Raw genomic sequence first — 15,797 nt, forward strand, 5'->3', positions numbered from 1 at the left:
TGCTACTTTCGGGATCGAAATGAATTTGAAAAAAAACATACTGGTATCGGTAGTGGGGCCAACGGCGGTAGGTAAGACTGCTTTGGCCATTGAGATTGCTAAATATTTCAATACAGAAATTGTATCAGCAGATTCCAGGCAGTTTTATCGAGAAATGAATATTGGTACGGCCAAACCGGATAAGGAGGAACTGGCCCAGGTAAAACATCACTTTATCGATTCACATTCTATCAAAAGCCACTACAGTGTGGGGATGTACGAGAAAGAGGCTCTTATATTACTGGATAAGTTGTTTCAACGCCACGATGTGGTAGTGTTGGTGGGCGGATCCGGGTTGTTTTTCAAAGCCATTTGGGACGGATTTGATGAGATGCCCGCGGTGGACCTGGAGCTGAGAGCGAGCCTGAACAGGTGTTTTGAAGAGGAGGGACTGGAGCCGATGCTGAAGGAATTGAAAGAGAAAGACCCTGAGTATTTCGGTCTGGTAGACCAACAGAATCATCAGCGCGTGATCCGGGCATTGGAGGTCATCCGTTCTTCGGGCGAAACCTTCACCTCTTTCAGAAAGGGCAAGTCGGTGAGCAATAGGAATTTTGTGAACCTGAAATTTGGCTTGAACATGGATCGTGAAATTCTTTTTGACCGAATCAATAAGCGCATGGATCTGATGATAGATGCGGGTCTTTTTGAGGAAGCTAAGGCCTTGTTTCCTTACAAGGATCATAATGCACTACAGACAGTGGGCTATACGGAAATATTCAATTACCTGGCCGGAAAATATGATCGGGAGGAGGCTGTGCGGTTGCTGAAACGAAACAGCAGAAGGTACGCGAAGCGTCAGCTCACCTGGTTCAGAAAGGATGAGGAAATAAAATGGTATCAGCCGAACGAATCGGAACGAATCATTCGGCTGATAGCAGGTTCTTTAAATGCTTAAAATGTCTACCAGTCGCATCAACTCCGGGTTGATGGGTTTGGCTTTGGAGATGGCAAGCTTGAAGCTCGTATAGGCAATTTTGTCATTGACCACACCTACCATCACATTCTTTTCGCCATTTACCAGTCCTTCCACAGCAGCCATACCCAGTCTGGATGAAAGGATACGATCATAAGATGTGGGAGATCCACCTCTTTGGATGTGACCGAGAGTGGAAACTCTGATGTCCAGGTCAGGCAGCTCTTTGGCTACTTTGGCGGCCACTTCCAGTGCATCACCTTGCTCGCCACCTTCAGCTACCACAACGATGGAAGAAGTTTTTTGATTGTCGCGTCCTTCTTTCAATGTTTGAATCACGTCTCCAATCGTGGTGGAGGTTTCTGGCACCATCACCAGTTCAGCTCCACCGCCTATTCCACTTTGTATGGCGATATACCCACTGTGACGGCCCATTACTTCTATAAAGAACACCCGGTCGTGTGAGTTTGCCGTATCACGTATTTTATCAATGGCATCGAGTGCAGTATTCACCGCTGTATCAAATCCGATGGTGTAATCGGAGCCATAAAGATCATTGTCTATGGTGCCTGGTGCCCCCACGATGGGAATTCCATATTCTTCGTAGAAGATGTTGGCTCCGGTGAATGTACCGTCACCGCCAATAGCCACCAGGCCCTCTATTCCTCTTTTTTTCAGTTGCTCATAAGCCTTTGCACGACCTTCCTTGGTCATAAAGTCTTTAGACCTGGCAGACTTCAGGATGGTACCCCCTCGCTGAACAATATTGCTCACCGAGTATGACTTCATTTTGTAAATGTCACCGTCTATCATGCCATTGTACCCATATTTGATACCATAGACATCCAGACCAAGATATAGCCCTGTTCTCACCACAGATCGGATACAGGCATTCATGCCTGGCGCGTCACCTCCTGATGTAAAAACACCAATACTTTTCATATTCTAAATCAATTTAAAAAATTAGGGGGCTATATTGTTTATTTGCTTTCGGGGCCCAATATTAATGAAAATAAGAAAGGTATAAAATGGAATTAGTCTCTATTAATGCAAAATGCCACTAGATGAGGAATAGACGTATTTTGATCGTTACATATTATTGGCCACCAAGCGGGGGAGTGGGAGTACAGCGCTGGCTGCATTTTGCCAGGAACCTAAAGGAAATGGGTTGGGAGCCAATTGTTTATACCCCGGAAAATGCACAATTTGATATTCGTGATGAGAGTCTCTTAGAAGACTGCAAGAATATTTCTGTAATAAGAAGAAAGATTTGGGAGCCCTTCACTCTTTTACATCAACTCACAGGAAATAGAAATCGAAATGCCATAAAACAGGGTTCTGCTCTGGAGAAATCTGACAAATCGTGGAAGGAGCAGTTAATCATTTGGATACGTGGGAATCTATTTATACCAGATCCCCGACTTTTTTGGGTACAACCTTCGGTAAGGTTATTGAAAAAGGTGATTCTGGAAAAAGAGATTGAAACAATTATTACTACAGGCCCTCCCCATTCCATGCATCTTATTGGACTCGGTATAAAGACTGGCTTACCTCAAGTCCAATGGCTGGCAGATTTTAGAGATCCCTGGTCTGATTGGGATCTACTGGACAAACTGAAAGTTGGAAGATTAGCAAGGTTCTTCCATAGGCGGTTGGAAAATAAGGTCTTGAGACGGGCCAATAAGATCCTTGTGACTTCCTCAGGTACTGCAAAACTGATGTCTGAAAAACATAATATAACTGCCGAGGTGATTACCAATGGAATAAATGAAACCTATGATTACCTGGGGAAACCGACTTCTTTGGGGGGTAAATTTGTTATTGGTTACTTTGGTATGCTGAATGAGGTGAGGAACCCGAAGGTTTTGTGGCAAGCATTAGAAGAGTTGTGCGAAGAGGATTCTACCTTTTTGAATTCCCTTGAAATTAGGATTGGTGGGATTATCAGTGAGAGCGTGAGTGACGAGTTGCAAGGCTATAAATTTGCCGGAAACATAAAATTCATGGGGTATTTACCCCATGGGAGCCTTTTTAAGGAATACACAGAATGTGACCTACTCCTTCTGCTACAGAACAAGTCAGAAAACTCCAGATTTCTTATTCCGGCAAAGTTTTTTGAATATCTAGTGGCTGGCAGACCTATTTTGGGTTTAGGAGAGGTGCCCAGTGATTTAAGTGAGCTATTTTCGAACAGACAAATTGGTGTGTTTCTGTCGCATTATTCGTTCAATGAGATTAAGGAATTTTTAAGAACAGTTAGATCTGGCATTGAGAGCAATCAGGAGGATTACAGAAAACTGATAAGCCTGTACTCAAGAACCAATCAGGCTCGGAAACTGATACAGCTGCTAGAAACACAAATGGGTACAGAAACATGAAAATACCATTTTTTGATCTCAAGGGGCAGTACAGTCAAATTAAACATGAAGTAGACGCTGAAATTCAGAAGGTTCTTTCAACGGGTCTTTTTATGGGGGGAGTTCCTGTTTTGGATTTTGAAAACGCCTTTTCAAAGTTCTTGGGAGCTGAACACTGTGTTTCTTGTGCAAATGGGACCGACGCTTTAGAAGTTGCTCTTAAAGCGCTGGGAATAGGGAAGGGTGATGAAGTGTTGGTGCCAGCGAATAGTTGGGTTTCCACAGCTGAAGCAGTGAATAATGTAGGTTCAGAGCCTGTGTTTGTAGATGTTATCGATAGAGAGCATACTATTGACCCTTACCTAATTGAAGGAGCAGTTAATGAAAATACCAGGGCCATTATCGCGGTTCACTTATATGGATTACCTGCCCGCATGGATGAGATCCTCCCCATTGCGAAAAAGTATCATTTGAAGGTAATTGAGGATTGCGCTCAGGCTCATGGTGCGAAATTGAAGGGCAGGTCAGTTGGCACTTTTGGTGAAGTATCAACTTTTAGCTTTTATCCTACTAAAAACCTGGGTGCTTATGGGGATGCAGGAGCCATCATCACCAATGATACACTCCTTGCTGAGAAAATGCGACGGATTGCCAACCATGGACAGTTGAAAAAGCATGATCATGACCTAATAGGGAGAACAAGCAGGCTGGATACTTTGCAGGCAGCCATTCTCACCATAAAATTGAACTATCTTGACCAATGGGTCCAAAAGAGAAATCTTATTGCCAATTGGTATAATGCCTATCTAAGGGAGGGAATCGTCCGACCAATGAACACTACCAATTTTTATCATGCCTTTCATCTTTATGTCATCCGAACCAAGCATCGAGGGAAACTGGTGAAACTTTTTGATGAACTGGGGATTGGTTATGGTATCCACTATCCGGTTCCATTACCCTATATAAAGTCATATTTATACAAGGGGTATCACCAGGAACAATTTCCAGTGGCCACCCTTTTGAGTAAAGAAATTGTTTCACTTCCATTGTATCCAGAGCTAAGTGAGCAGGAGGTTAAATATATTTGTCATCAAGTCAATGCAATTGGCTAATGGATCAATTTGAAGTATTTTTTCATGGGTCAAATGAAGGACAAAGTCTATTCATATCGAAACCCTAAAACATTGTAAATGAAAATATTGGACTGGAACCCTGGTAAAGACACTTTGCTAAAGGGGAAAGAGATTGAAGTACATGAGATTTATCATAGTCATTTGGCAAGCCAGGAATTGACGAAAGCTAAGATTCTGAAGAACTCTAAGCGACGGATGAGGGCCAGATCATTGGAGAAGGCGTTAAGAAAAATCGGTAAGCCGTTAAATGGAAAGGTACTTGAGCTTGGTGCCGGAGATGGTTGGTGTTCGGCCTATATGTTATCAAAATATTATGCTCAATTAAGTGAAATGCATACGATGGAGATTAATCCAGCGGCCATCAATCAATTAATACCCAAGGTTTTTGACGTAGTTGGAGTGAACACTGAAAAATCGACGCTCATTCATGGGAGTTTTAATAACATTCAGCTGGAGAATTATTATGACTATGTCATTGTGATGGGGGCAATTCACCACTCTAGCAATTTGTATAGGACATTTATGGAGATTCAGAAAGCTTTGAAGCCTGGAGGGTGGTTGATCGCACAGGAGCCATATATGTTGGACGATACCATGAATTCCTTTTATACCAATAGGCAGAACAAGGTAGATAATTTCAAAGGGCTGACTGAGGTAAGGAATGGTGATAGGTCAGATATTTTTTTTAGGTCTTGCGAGTATCGGGCAGCAGCCTTTCATGCAGGGTTCGATTATCAGACTTTCGAAATTCCTGATTTATCACTTTGGCATTTTAAAAGGACTCTTCTGGGGCAGAATTTTGGAAGGCCTAAGAATATGACTATTTATGCTCAGAAACCCCTTAAGGGACTTCAATTACCAACTCCCACGGGATGGGAGTGAAAAGAATGAACTATGATGAATCAAGAACATTTTACAGTAGCTGATTTAAGTATTGATCAGGTGGTTGCTAAACTTGAGGAGTTTGGCTTGGTAGTGATTCCGAATTATCTGGGAGCTGATGATGTGGAAAAACTGTTTAAAGAATTTTATGAGTTTACCGAAACGGAAGATACACCGTACAAAAAGAATACTCCCTATTCTGAGGGAGTAGCCACCCGGGTAAAGCGTTTGGAGATGGATACCGAGAGATTCAAAAAAACGGATGAAGTTTTTGGTTCGCAATTCATGAGAGAGATCACGGATAAATATTGGAGTAAAGAGGCTGGCTTAAATGAAGAGATCTTTGTGGTGAAAGATGTGCTGGGTAGTAAGCATGTTGCAAGTGATTTACACTTTGATGTTAAGCCTACACTCAAGTATTTTATTTACCTCAATGATACCACAGCAGAAAATGGGGCATTTAGCTGTGTGCCAGGATCTCATAAGGTGACACATAAACTAAGACAGAAGCATCAAAGAAAACTGAGTTATAAAAACCGGGAGTTAACCAGAGAATTGCCCGTGAGTGAAGAGGATGTGATACCTATTGAGGGAAGGGCGGGAACCCTTATCATTTTTTCCACAGAAGTGTTTCACAAAGCCGGGAACATTACCAAAGGAGAACGATATGTAATGAGAGGTCATAGTCGGACAGTAGAGCAGGATAGGATGGGTGACACCACAGGACCATTTGAGCACCTGAAACGTAAGCTCAAATCTTTTCTTCGTTGAGCGGTGTTGATACGATCAGATTGCAGAAGTGTAAATGGATTCGATTGAGGGTAGAGAAATTTGGTAAAGCTCAGCTCATCGAAAACCCTGAGAAACCAAAGAATCTAATTTGAAATATTTAATTTCGGCCCTCATAGATCAAAATAGACACCTCTTTCTGAGGTGGGATGACTAAATAGTAGAGATGATCATAGATAGGAATATTTATAAGTACATTATTTATCAGGAAGAGACTATTCATAACTCTCTAAAAAAAATTAACGAGCAGAAGGGTAGGATCCTTATCGTAGTGTCAGAGCGTGATATTGTGATGGGAGTAGCTACCAATGGAGACATTTTGAGGTGGCTGGTAGAAAATGACATGCCAGACCTTGGGCAGCCCATTTCCAGTATCGCCAATTCTAAATTTAAATTTGTTCGGGATACTGATCATCCGTCCAGATTTCAGGAACTTTTGAAGGAAGTAAACTTCTTGCCTTTACTCAATGAAAGCAAGCAGTTACTCGGAGTGGTGCGGAAAGACCACCCTGCGGAGGGTATCGAAATAGGTAGTCATCACATTGGTAAGGGCCACCCTAGCTTTGTGATAGCCGAGATAGGAAACAACCATAATGGTGACATCTCTCTAGCCAAACAGTTGGTAGATGCTGCGGCATCAGCTGGGGCCAGTTGTGCTAAGTTTCAGATGCGAAACCTGAATTCGCTCTATGCTAATGCCGGAAAGGCAGATGATATAAAGGAAAATCTGGGATCTCAGTATACTTTAGACTTGCTTTCTAAATTTCAATTATCAAACGAGCAGCTGTTTGAGGTGTTTGATTACTGCAAGCTGAAAGGAATATTACCCTTGTGCACACCCTGGGACACAGAAAGTCTGAATGCATTGGAAGAATATGGCATGCCGGCATACAAAGTTGCTTCTGCGGATTTGACTAATCACGGTTTACTACGCCAATTGGCCCTGACAGGAGTGCCTATTATCTGTTCTACAGGTATGAGTATTGAAAGTGAGATTATCGAAACCGAAAATCTACTTCAAAGCCTTGGTGTGCCGCACGTGATGCTGCACTGTAATTCCACTTACCCCGCGCCATTTGGAGATATTAACCTCAATTATCTTCACCAGCTGAAAGAGATCGTAAATTGTCCGGTTGGATATTCTGGCCATGAGCGTGGTATTCATGTTTCTATTGCCGCCGTGGCCCTCGGAGCCCAGGTAATTGAGCGACACATTACCCTTGACCGCACAATGGAAGGTAGCGACCATAAGGCAAGCTTGCTCCCAAAGGAGTTTGCAGAGATGGTGAAGGGAATCAGGGAGGTGGAGGAAAGTCTCGGAGCGAGGGAGGTGAGAAAGATTTCTCAGGGAGAGATGATCAATAGGGTCAATCTAGCCAAGAGTTTGATCATCAACCAACCCCTCAAAAAAGGAGAGTTGATTGAGGAACATATGGTTGAAGTGAAAAGTCCGGGAAGAGGATTGCAACCCAATTATCTCAATGCCCTAGTAGGTAAGAGAGCAAAGCACGATTTTAATCAATATGACTTTTTTTATCCCAGTGATATCGAAGAGGAAGAGGTAGTGAAGAGGTCATATAAGTTCAATCGTCCTTGGGGCATCCCAGTAAGATATCATGATTTCAAAGAGATTATAGAAGGGACAAATGCAGACCTGGTTGAATTCCACCTGAGTTATAAAGATTTGGAGGTGGATATTCGGCAGTTCGTTGACGAACAACTGGATTTGGATTTTGTAGTTCATAGCCCTGAATTATTTGAAGGTGATCACACCCTTGACCTTTGTTCTTTGGACGAGACATACAGGCAGAGGTCTATCGAAGAATTACAGAGGGTAATAGAGGTCACCAAGCAATTACGACCATATTTTAAGCGGTCGGTAAAACCCTTAATCGTTACTAATGTAGGGGGATTTACAAGTCAGGGGTTTCTGACTGAACAGGAGCGTATCAAACGAATGAGGATCCTGGAGGCTAGCCTGAAAGAGTTGGATACAGAAGGAGTTGAATTGATCCCTCAAACCATGCCTCCATTTCCCTGGCATTTTGGTGGACAGCAGTATCATAATTTGTTTGTTTCGGCTGGAGAAATCGCCGATTTCTGTCAGCGGAATGATATGCGAATTTGTTTGGATACTTCTCATTCTAAGCTGGCGTGTACCCACTACAAGTGGTCTTTTCATCAATTTTTAGAAGAAGTGGTGCCTTATACTGCCCATATGCATTTTGCTGATTCTGAAAATACCGGAGGTGAAGGATTGCAGATTGGAGAGGGCGAGGTGGATTATCATGCCGTTGGAGAAGTGATTAACAGGTTAAATCCCAACGCTTCATTCATTCCGGAAATATGGCAGGGTCATGAAAATAGGGGTGAAGGATTTTGGATAGCGCTCGAACGGCTTGAGCATTTGATCAACTGAGGGGTATGAACAAATTATCGAAAGTGGTTAGGCTGGGGCTTAACAAATTTATGAACTACAATCGGCCGGCAGGTTGGTTTTTTTTGAACTTTGTGCGGGTATTTCGTGCTGGAGGTTGTGAGTTTAACTTGTCAGAAAATCTATTTCCAAGTGGGTATTACTCTCGATTTCTTTTCAAGACTTACGAGAGTCCGGAAATCGCTTTGATGAAAAAATATTTAGACCCTGGAGATTCGATCATCGAACTTGGAGCTTGTATTGGGGTTGTTTCCTGTATTTCTAATAAAATGTTGGACCATCCCGAGAATCATGTGGTGGTTGAGGCTAATCCAGACCTGATAACGGAAATAGAAAAAAACAGAGCAAATAATCACTGCCACTTTTCACTTGAAAACGCACTCATTTCTAATCAGGCGTTCGAAACTTTTTACACCTATAATATTGCTATATCTGGATCATTGCAAAAGAAGGTGCATAATCCAAAGCTGGTGTTGTCCAGAGAGGTTCAGGTAAAAGGTGTGGGCTTTGAAAGCTTACAGGCCAAATATGGGTTGAAGTTTAATGTTCTTCTCATGGATATAGAAGGAGCAGAATATACTTTGATAGAAGAGAATCTTGAGTTTTTGAAAGGTTTGCGGCTTTTGATCATCGAGTTTCACCCTAATATTATGGAGCATCTTGATACAGAAAAGTATCATCGGTATTTGGAGGAAATAGGTTTTGAGTTCGCTGAGAAAATTGAAAAAACAAGTGTTTATATCCGATCATGATGAAAAATTTGGCTATTGTTCCTGCCCGTGGAGGGTCGAAAAGATTACTTAAAAAAAATCTGAGGTTGCTCAATGGGAAGCCATTGGTTCAGTATACGCTGGAGGCGGTAGTTGATTCGGGAGTATTTGATACGGTCATATTGTCTTCAGATGACGATGATATTCTGGCTATTGCGGGTAATGTAAAAGGTGTGACCCCTCAAAAGCGGGAGGCTGAAATGGCCACAGATAAGCGGAAAGTCATCGACTTGATCAAGGATATTGCTGAGCGTGATGAAGTAAAGAATACCTTTGATACCATTGGGTTGTTCTTACCTACTTGTCCGTTTCGGACGGCCAGGCATATAAAGGAAGGGTTTGCCTTATTGACGAGGGAAGATTATTCCGTGGTAAGTATTACTGATATGTCTGATCCGGTTCAGCTCACTCTGTCGATGAATGATGAGAATTTGATCAACCCTGAAGCCGTTTTAAGTCCTTCACCACTGGTGACCGGGCAGACGCGATCTCAGGATTTTGAGAAAATATATAGAGTCAATGGTGGTTTTTATATTGCATGGCTCGATAAATTCAGACAAAAAGCAAATTTTTTCGATGGCCAGGTGAAAGGATATTATATAGATAAATTGCACTCCGTAGATATAGATTATGAGTTGGATTTTGAATGGGCAGAATACCTCCTCAGAAAAAATCACCTCTCTCTGAAGGATTGAAATAAATCCAAGATGATTTCAAAGTGATTTTGATACGTGTTAATGATTAAACAAACTTTTTTATAGTAAGGAAATGAACAACAATCTGATTGATTTGAAGAATAGAATACAGGGGCCTGTGTACTCTGTAATGACCCCTTTTCTGAAAAACGAGGAGATAGATTTTCTGTCTTTGGAAAATTCCCTTCAGAGAATATACGATGGGGGTGGACGAATTTTCTATGTGATGGGATACAATAGTAGATTCAGTGAGTTGTCATGGGAGGAAATAAGGCTTCTCAATAGTTTTGTTACTCAAAAAGTGAAAGCCATCGACCCTAATAACATCATGATCGTGGCGGATCCCCTTCACTGCTCTACGAAGATATCCATCGAATTTGCTCGTCATGCACAGGAGATTGGGGCCGATTTGATTTCTATTATCAATAGGGAGAAATTTTACTCAGAAGAGCAGATTTACAGGCATTACAAAATGATTGCAGATGCGGTAGATATTGGCATATTGGTACACGAAATGCCCTTTTTGAATGGGTATGGCGGTCCTGTTGTTAATTGGCCAATTTCTCTACTGGATCGTGTGGTTGATATTCCCAATGTGATTGCAGTGAAGGAAGATGCTAAGGATGATTCTTTCTCGAAGCAGGTGATAGAAAAAATAAAGGATAGAGCGGCTATTATTATCTCAGGAGGAGGTAAGAGGCAATGGCTGCAGTTTGCCGAGGTGGGATGTCAGTCATGGCTCAACGGCATAGGGGTGTTTGATCCTCGCCTGGCGTCCAAGTTTTGGGAATATTATCAAGCCGGAAACAAGGAGGCTTACATGAGAATTATCAATGAGATTGAAGTTCCCTTTTTTGAAAAAGGGGTGAAGAAATATGGTTGGCATTTGACTATCAAAGCGGCCATGGAGGCCCTGGGCGTGATTCACCGGTATGAAAGGATGCCGTTGATGGAGTTAGGAGCAGAGGAGGCTATGGATGTAAAAAGATTGATTGAATCACTGCCTGTTGACGAGGTTGTTTCCCAATGATTGGTTTTTTAGCAAATGAGCGTTGGCGAAAAGGAGTTATATGAGATCGTTGTAGATATCGAACACAGGCATCCGGTAAATGACTGGGTGTATGGTGGTATAGAACTATGGCCTCTAATGCGCAGCAGCCTCAGGGATTCTTTTTTGGTCAACCAAAGGCGGCTGGCTTCAAAAACAAAGAAAGAACCATCTCTTAAGCTTAACTTTTCCTCTTTTTTTCATTCTTTTAAAACATTCAGATCCCTGAGAAAAAGGGATCTGATGATTTTTACGAGTACCTCCGCTCATGCTGATAGGAGAGAGGACAAGCTGTATGATAGAGTAGCAGATCCGGTATATGAGTTCATGGCTAATCGCTTTGGTTGGTCTGCCACTAAAGTGTCAAATGGAAAGAGGGTTTCTGATGTAGAAGGCTTTTTTCCTATGAATTTCCTGGACCTCAGGTTGTTTGCTAATCCGGTGAAATACCTCAGGCATCAGAAGAGATTTACAAAATACCTTGCTTCAATTGAGGCAACTGATGAAATCGAATCAAGAAGTGGCCTTGCCATTAAAAGTCTTTTGATCAAATCGGTGTGCTTTATTTTAGCTTCAGAGCAGAGTGCGAAGGCTATTTTGAAAAGGGCAAACCCAACTTTAGTTGCGTTTGTATGCTATTACCACAATGTAAATTTTGCGTATTTGAATGCGGCTAAATCTCTGGCGATTCCGACCATAGATATACAGCATGGAAAACAGGGTGTTTACCACCTGATGTATGCACATTGGGGCCAGGTGCCAAATAACGGATACCGCATGGTTCCTGACTTTTTTTGGAATTGGGGCGAAAGTTCAAAAGTCAACATTGAAAGGGGAAGAAACAATTTGCAGCAACATCAACCAGTGGTGCTTGGAAATCACTGGCTGATCAACTGGAAGAAAAATAAGGCAGAAAGGGAATCTCCTCAATATCGCAAGCTTCTTGATTCTTATAGTACGGTGGTGCTTTTTTCCCTTCAGCAGGATATGGAAACCCCCATCCCGGATTTTGTGTTGGATGAGATTCAGACTCAAAGGGATGTTTTATGGCTGTTTAGACTCCACCCTGCTCAAAAGATTGGAAACGCCAAAGTCCTCAAGTCGCTTGCTGATTTGAAGGTGAGCAACGTTGAGATTCATGAATCATCCAAATTGCCTCTTTATCAGATAATCGAGCATGTTCATTTACACCTCACCAACTGGTCTTCTGTATGCATAGAAGCTTTGAATTTTGGTGTTAAGAGTATTATAGTACACCCAAATGGGTACGATCTATACGAAGAGCTGATAAATACTGAGCAGTTTTTTTACGCAAAGGACTCCTCCGACCTCTGCATGGCTATGGATAAGATAGCAGCTGATGCAGGGCAGGTGGATGCGTCTGATCATTTTCTGATGGATATGGAGGTTATAGAGCGACGAGCCTCTCAACTTTTTCTTGAGGGAATGTCAAGACGGTGATCCTGTTAATTTGCTTGATTTGATGTGGTTCCGATACTCTAAATTATTTTTTCTCTAGAATGCGAATCGCAGCTCGAATGTATTTGCTTGTGTTTCTGTCTTTAGATCTTGGTTCGCAAAATGAAATAAATTGATATGTCCATCTGGGATCGATGCACTCCATAAGGGCTTTATATTCATTGTCTCTCCAGCCCGGATAGCCAAGTAATTCATCAAAAACAATAATACTTCCCGGCTGAAGATACTCTACAGTTTGTTCGAAAATAACTTTTGTGGGACTATAGGTATCCATATCAATGTGCATGAAGGCTATTTTGTCAGCTTGTAGCCCATTGTTTTCAATAAAGGGTGGTAAGGTTTTATCAATCCAGCCTTTGATAAGCACTACGTTATCATTGACTTTCGGTAAATTTCCTTTCAAATCAAATGTTGATTTTACCATAGATGTACCTGACCAGTCCTCTGATAATCCCTCAAATGAGTCAAATCCATAAATCTTCCGTTGATCTTTTTTTTCTAAAAGGACTTCACTAAAAAAGTTGATTGAATCTCCTCTAAAGACACCAAACTCTAACAAAACACCCTTCATCGGGATATGACTCAGCGCGTGTGTCCAGAATTTATCTTTGCGATCCAGAAGCACGGCGCCAGCACCTTTTTGGTGGATTATTTGAGCACTTTCTCTGTAACTGATCTGATCTAATTCATAGAAGGTTTTTCGAGAATTGGTGGCATTGAAAAACACGAAATGGCTGATTCTATCAATCGATTGTATGATTTTTTTGATCATTGCAATAATTTAATTCAGACGAGGTTTGGAAAAATAAGCCGGATAGATCAGAGAGATGATTTACGTCGCTCCATCCAAATCCCTCCTATAAAAAGAAGGAAAACCAATACCTCGCCCACAATAGTTAATGTGTTTCCGGCGTAATAACTTGTCGGTTCGAAAACAAACCTGATTTCATGCGTTCCTTTTTCCAAGGGAAGTGCTCTGAGGATGTAATTAACCCTGAGAATTTCGGCTTCCTGATCATCGATGTAGGCCTTCCACCCCTTTGGATAATATATTTCACTGAACACAGCAAGACTTTTACCAGAGGTCTGAGTAGTATATTTGATTTCATTCGGTGTTCTGCTTAGCAATTTCACCGTTCCGGTAGCTCCGGCTATTAGATTTGGCGGAGAAAATTTGGAGCCATCAATGACTGCAGTTCGGGATGGGTTGATGCTACACACCTCAGAAAGTTCTTCATCTGCCGACGCCACTTCCTTTAAGTTGGAGACGATCCACCCATTGCCTAGTGATCTTGAATTTGAAATGACTGCATTTTTTGAAGATCCAGCCAGAAAAAACCGTGTGTTAAGCATGTTGAGCACCGGAGTATTGGGCAACTGGGAACCTCCGGATTGCAGAACATTAATGGTTTCCGACATTTCCGCCTGAATACATGCACTTATGAGGTCCTGATATCTACGCATTTTGGCTCCATGGTATCCTCCAATGGATTCATGATGGTAGGAGGTTCTGGCCTCATTGAATGGGTTCTGAAGGTTGAGCACACGCTCACCAGAAGTTGCTATGCTCTTAATATAAAGATCAGCTTCGGTAGGCTTAAAGTATGTTTTTACAGGTCTGTTCTCAAAAGAATCCTTGTTGAGAAAACGCTTTGTAAGGCTGAAGATGTCCACAAAGAGTAGTAATATGATCCCTGAAATGATCAGTCCGGATTTGAGTGAATTTTTCCAATAGGCCCATATAAGCCCCGAAAATGCCAGTATAAAAAAGAGAGCCTTTAGGGCATCAGACCTCAAGAGTGATTTCCGATCGGTTCTGAGGGCATCTATCAGCCATTCTGGCAAGCGAGCATCTATACTGCCTCGGTAACTCAATGCACCTGCTGCAATCACAAGTAAAAGAGCTGTACCCCCACAAATAGCAACTGACCAAAGAAGTTTTTTCCTGAAAGCTTTATCGGACATTCCGGTCAACACCCTTTCCAGCGCCATAAAACCCATTAAATTAATGGACAGGAGGGTCATGCAAATCGCGAAGGTGACCGACCTGAATTTGTTGTACATCGGGAAGTGATCAAAGAGGAGATCATTCAGCAAGGTGAAGTTGCTACCCCAACTAAGTACAATTCCGATGAGTGCTACCACAATCAACCATGTTTTGGTTCTCTGATCCAAAACGAAAATACCCAGTACGAATAGGAAAAATGAGAGCGCTCCGGCATAGTATGGAGCTGTCAATGGTTGGTCACCCCAATAGGTGGGCATGGCTTTGAGTTGATCTCTTAGTTGCTGCCCGTTGTATCCTGCTTGTCGCAGGGCACCAGCAGTTGCCGATTGTGTACTGAGCTCTTGACTAGATGAACCGCCATAGATATTAGGGATAAAGAGGAATAAGGGCTCCAGAATCCCATTGCTGTAACGAAAAGCATACTCTTTATCCAAACCAGAAGATTCTTTGCTCTCATCTTTGAGTTCTGACTTTCCTCTGATGCTGTATTTACTGTATTCGTATACGGTCCAAAGTTTTCCTGAATTGGCACCAACGGCGATGCTTGCAGCCAATACCAGCCCGGCAAGGGTGAGGAGCAGAGATTTTATTTGGTGGTCTTTCCAGAAGTAATAGAGCTGGAATACACCATAAACCAACACTGTAATGAGTAAATAGTAAGTGATTTGTGGGTGGTTCATATAAATCTGCATGGCCAATCCCAGAGAAGTAAGTCCTATACCTAAGTATTTTTTTCTGGTAAAGGCAAGGTGTATTCCAGCAAGCACCAATGGAGCGAATGCCAGAGCTGCAATTTTGGAATTGTGACCAGCAGTGAGACTAATGATATTGAACCCATTGAGACCAAAGGCAATGGCCCCTGCAAAAGCAACCCAAGGCCGCACACCGAAGGACAGGAGCATAATATACGAGCAAATAAAGCAAACCAGTGTAATTCCCTCCGGGTTGGGAAGGCCAAGTTTGAAAATCTGATAAACATAGGTGAGGATGTCTCCTGGAAACTGGACACTAGTGAGATAGGCTGGCATCCCACTAAACATTGCGTTATTCCAAAGGGCCTCTTCTCCAGTCTCAGCTCTGTATTCTTTGAGCTGATAATTACTGCCCAGGCCTTGCAGAATATCATGTTGAGCCAATTGTTTGCTTTCGAAGAAAAATGGAGCGTAAACGATGACCGTTACGATGAAAAATCCCAGAATGATAGCTCCGTGGGTAAGAATTGATCTTTTAAGGTTATTTGTCAT

The 15,797-nt window shown here is 42.2% G+C and carries 13 protein-coding genes; 10 read left to right on the top strand and 3 right to left on the bottom strand.

The annotated features are described in order from the left end of the window. Positions 1 to 19: 19 nt before the first annotated feature. Positions 20 to 937 (top strand): tRNA (adenosine(37)-N6)-dimethylallyltransferase MiaA, encoded by a 918-nt coding sequence (gene miaA / locus ACHKAR_RS04210; protein WP_395416307.1) that lies wholly within the window; start codon positions 20 to 22, stop codon positions 935 to 937. On the opposite strand, the gene pfkA is transcribed toward miaA, so the two are convergent. After that, positions 926 to 1,897, bottom strand: a complete 972-nt coding sequence (gene pfkA / locus ACHKAR_RS04215) for a 6-phosphofructokinase (protein WP_159578811.1) — start codon at positions 1,895 to 1,897, stop codon at positions 926 to 928. The two genes, miaA and pfkA, sit on opposite strands and share 12 nt — an antisense overlap. A gap of 509 nt (positions 1,898 to 2,406) precedes the next feature. Between pfkA and ACHKAR_RS04220 the strand changes: the two genes are divergently transcribed. The 9 genes from ACHKAR_RS04220 to ACHKAR_RS04260 all read left to right on the top strand — a co-directional run bounded on the left by ACHKAR_RS04220 (position 2,407) and on the right by ACHKAR_RS04260 (position 12,527). Then, positions 2,407 to 3,333: a glycosyltransferase family protein gene (locus ACHKAR_RS04220; protein WP_395416309.1), complete on the top strand. Its 927-nt coding sequence runs from the start codon at positions 2,407 to 2,409 to the stop codon at positions 3,331 to 3,333. After that, a complete protein-coding gene (locus tag ACHKAR_RS04225) occupies positions 3,330 to 4,424 on the top strand; it encodes a DegT/DnrJ/EryC1/StrS family aminotransferase (RefSeq protein ID WP_395416310.1) in 1,095 nt (364 codons plus the stop codon). The genes ACHKAR_RS04220 and ACHKAR_RS04225 overlap by 4 nt, the downstream gene beginning before the upstream one ends. A 78-nt stretch (positions 4,425 to 4,502) precedes the next feature. Then, positions 4,503 to 5,327 carry a class I SAM-dependent methyltransferase gene (locus tag ACHKAR_RS04230; RefSeq protein WP_395416311.1) on the top strand — a complete coding sequence of 275 codons (825 nt, stop codon included), beginning with the start codon at positions 4,503 to 4,505 and terminating at the stop codon, positions 5,325 to 5,327. A 12-nt stretch (positions 5,328 to 5,339) separates the two neighbouring features. After that, positions 5,340 to 6,098, top strand: a complete 759-nt coding sequence (locus tag ACHKAR_RS04235; RefSeq protein WP_395416312.1) for a phytanoyl-CoA dioxygenase family protein — start codon at positions 5,340 to 5,342, stop codon at positions 6,096 to 6,098. A gap of 184 nt (positions 6,099 to 6,282) precedes the next feature. Next, complete coding sequence (locus ACHKAR_RS04240) at positions 6,283 to 8,535, top strand: N-acetylneuraminate synthase family protein (protein ID WP_159578821.1); 2,253 nt, start codon at positions 6,283 to 6,285, stop codon at positions 8,533 to 8,535. Between the two features lie 5 nt (positions 8,536 to 8,540). Beyond that, positions 8,541 to 9,305 carry an FkbM family methyltransferase gene (locus ACHKAR_RS04245; protein WP_159578823.1) on the top strand — a complete coding sequence of 255 codons (765 nt, stop codon included), beginning with the start codon at positions 8,541 to 8,543 and terminating at the stop codon, positions 9,303 to 9,305. Next, complete coding sequence (locus tag ACHKAR_RS04250; RefSeq protein ID WP_395416313.1) at positions 9,302 to 10,018, top strand: acylneuraminate cytidylyltransferase family protein; 717 nt, start codon at positions 9,302 to 9,304, stop codon at positions 10,016 to 10,018. Before ACHKAR_RS04245 ends, ACHKAR_RS04250 begins: the two co-directional genes overlap by 4 nt. A gap of 73 nt (positions 10,019 to 10,091) precedes the next feature. Beyond that, complete coding sequence (locus tag ACHKAR_RS04255) at positions 10,092 to 11,048, top strand: dihydrodipicolinate synthase family protein (protein WP_395416314.1); 957 nt, start codon at positions 10,092 to 10,094, stop codon at positions 11,046 to 11,048. A gap of 261 nt (positions 11,049 to 11,309) precedes the next feature. After that, positions 11,310 to 12,527 carry a hypothetical protein gene (locus ACHKAR_RS04260; protein WP_395416315.1) on the top strand — a complete coding sequence of 406 codons (1,218 nt, stop codon included), beginning with the start codon at positions 11,310 to 11,312 and terminating at the stop codon, positions 12,525 to 12,527. 43 nt (positions 12,528 to 12,570) lie between these two features. Here ACHKAR_RS04260 and ACHKAR_RS04265 read toward each other — a convergent pair whose 3' ends face one another. Both ACHKAR_RS04265 and ACHKAR_RS04270 read right to left on the bottom strand, forming a co-directional pair. Continuing rightward, positions 12,571 to 13,317: a class I SAM-dependent methyltransferase gene (locus ACHKAR_RS04265; RefSeq protein WP_395416316.1), complete on the bottom strand. Its 747-nt coding sequence runs from the start codon at positions 13,315 to 13,317 to the stop codon at positions 12,571 to 12,573. A 47-nt stretch (positions 13,318 to 13,364) separates the two neighbouring features. After that, complete coding sequence (locus ACHKAR_RS04270; RefSeq protein ID WP_395416317.1) at positions 13,365 to 15,797, bottom strand: YfhO family protein; 2,433 nt, start codon at positions 15,795 to 15,797, stop codon at positions 13,365 to 13,367.

The sequence above is a fragment of the Marinoscillum luteum genome (genome assembly GCF_044005705.1).
GTDB classification, from domain to species: domain Bacteria; phylum Bacteroidota; class Bacteroidia; order Cytophagales; family Cyclobacteriaceae; genus Marinoscillum; species Marinoscillum luteum.

Coding starts and splice junctions, on each gene's coding strand:
- ACHKAR_RS04230 (WP_395416311.1), top strand. CDS start 4,503: ATGAAAATATTGGACTGGAACCCTGGTAAAGACACTTTGCTAAAGGGG.
- pfkA (WP_159578811.1), bottom strand. CDS start 1,897: ATGAAAAGTATTGGTGTTTTTACATCAGGAGGTGACGCGCCAGGCATG.
- ACHKAR_RS04250 (WP_395416313.1), top strand. CDS start 9,302: ATGATGAAAAATTTGGCTATTGTTCCTGCCCGTGGAGGGTCGAAAAGA.
- ACHKAR_RS04260 (WP_395416315.1), top strand. CDS start 11,310: ATGATTTTTACGAGTACCTCCGCTCATGCTGATAGGAGAGAGGACAAG.
- ACHKAR_RS04235 (WP_395416312.1), top strand. CDS start 5,340: ATGATGAATCAAGAACATTTTACAGTAGCTGATTTAAGTATTGATCAG.
- ACHKAR_RS04255 (WP_395416314.1), top strand. CDS start 10,092: ATGAACAACAATCTGATTGATTTGAAGAATAGAATACAGGGGCCTGTG.
- ACHKAR_RS04265 (WP_395416316.1), bottom strand. CDS start 13,317: ATGATCAAAAAAATCATACAATCGATTGATAGAATCAGCCATTTCGTG.
- miaA (WP_395416307.1), top strand. CDS start 20: ATGAATTTGAAAAAAAACATACTGGTATCGGTAGTGGGGCCAACGGCG.
- ACHKAR_RS04240 (WP_159578821.1), top strand. CDS start 6,283: ATGATCATAGATAGGAATATTTATAAGTACATTATTTATCAGGAAGAG.
- ACHKAR_RS04270 (WP_395416317.1), bottom strand. CDS start 15,797: ATGACAAATAACCTTAAAAGATCAATTCTTACCCACGGAGCTATCATT.
- ACHKAR_RS04225 (WP_395416310.1), top strand. CDS start 3,330: ATGAAAATACCATTTTTTGATCTCAAGGGGCAGTACAGTCAAATTAAA.
- ACHKAR_RS04245 (WP_159578823.1), top strand. CDS start 8,541: ATGAACAAATTATCGAAAGTGGTTAGGCTGGGGCTTAACAAATTTATG.